Origin of the sequence: Sphingobium sp. ba1, assembly GCF_000743655.1 — a bacterium.
GTDB lineage: Bacteria > Pseudomonadota > Alphaproteobacteria > Sphingomonadales > Sphingomonadaceae > Sphingobium.
Genome location: NZ_JPPQ01000071.1, coordinates 2,532 through 3,260, shown reverse-complemented (window position 1 = coordinate 3,260; position 729 = coordinate 2,532). Strand labels below are relative to the sequence as shown.

3 protein-coding genes are annotated in these 729 nt (G+C 62.7%); all 3 read right to left on the bottom strand.

Annotation, left to right across the window (positions count from 1 at the left end; genetic code table 11):
* A partial coding sequence (locus IL54_RS23375; protein WP_156106321.1) for a nucleotide-binding protein occupies positions 1-145 on the bottom strand: 145 nt, incomplete at its 3' end.
* Between the two features lie 46 nt (positions 146-191).
* The gene (locus tag IL54_RS19090; RefSeq protein ID WP_037479554.1) at positions 192-410 is read right to left on the bottom strand and encodes a hypothetical protein; all 219 of its coding nucleotides are present in this window, start codon (positions 408-410) and stop codon (positions 192-194) included.
* A 31-nt stretch (positions 411-441) separates the two neighbouring features.
* A partial coding sequence (locus tag IL54_RS19085) for an N-succinylarginine dihydrolase (protein ID WP_162182256.1) occupies positions 442-729 on the bottom strand: 288 nt, incomplete at its 5' end.

Here is a 729-nt window from a genome sequence, read left to right as displayed (position 1 = left end):
CCGTCACCGCCGCATTGTTGGACATATTTTGCGGCTTGAACGGCCGGACTCGATAGCCGCGCCGCACCAGCGCCCGGCACAGCCCGGCGACCAGCACCGACTTGCCCACATCCGATCCGGTTCCCTGCAACATGATGGCACCCATGGCCATCATCCCTGACCGGCGAGTGCCGTCAGCGCAAGCCCCTCAGCTATCCGTAGGTGCGCCGATATTCGAGCGTGTCCAATATCATGCCGCCACCCATGAATACCGCACCGGTACAGGCCAGCGCCAATAGCTGTCCGCCGGTGCCGGGATATTGCTGCATATAGGCAAGGCCGCGCTCGGTCGCGCCCAGCGCGAGCGCATAGATGATCAGAAACGCCTCGAACTTGGTCTTGACGATGAAAAGACGCTTGATCCGTTCCATTCCGATTCCATCCGGCGTTTGGCCCCCGCCATTACGGCATCAGATCGCCCGAAAGCTGCAAATGGTCAACAAGCGTTAACCATGATTGTTCGATGCGCGCGATCAACGTCGTGTCGCCCAGCCCGTCGGGCGCAATATCTTCGGGCCAATAGGCCGCGACGATGGCCGCGATGGCATCCAGCTTCGCCTCATCCACCAGGAAGCGCGGATCGATCGTCGCCGGATCGGCCACGACGCGCAGCCGCAGACAGGCCGGACCACCGCCATTGGCCATGGACTGGCGCACATCGACCGGCACGAGTCGGCGGATCGGCCCATT

What these genes read in the sequence shown, in the direction of transcription:
- IL54_RS19090 (WP_037479554.1), bottom strand. Translation starts at nt 410, where the DNA reads ATGGAACGGATCAAGCGTCTTTTCATCGTCAAGACCAAGTTCGAGGCG.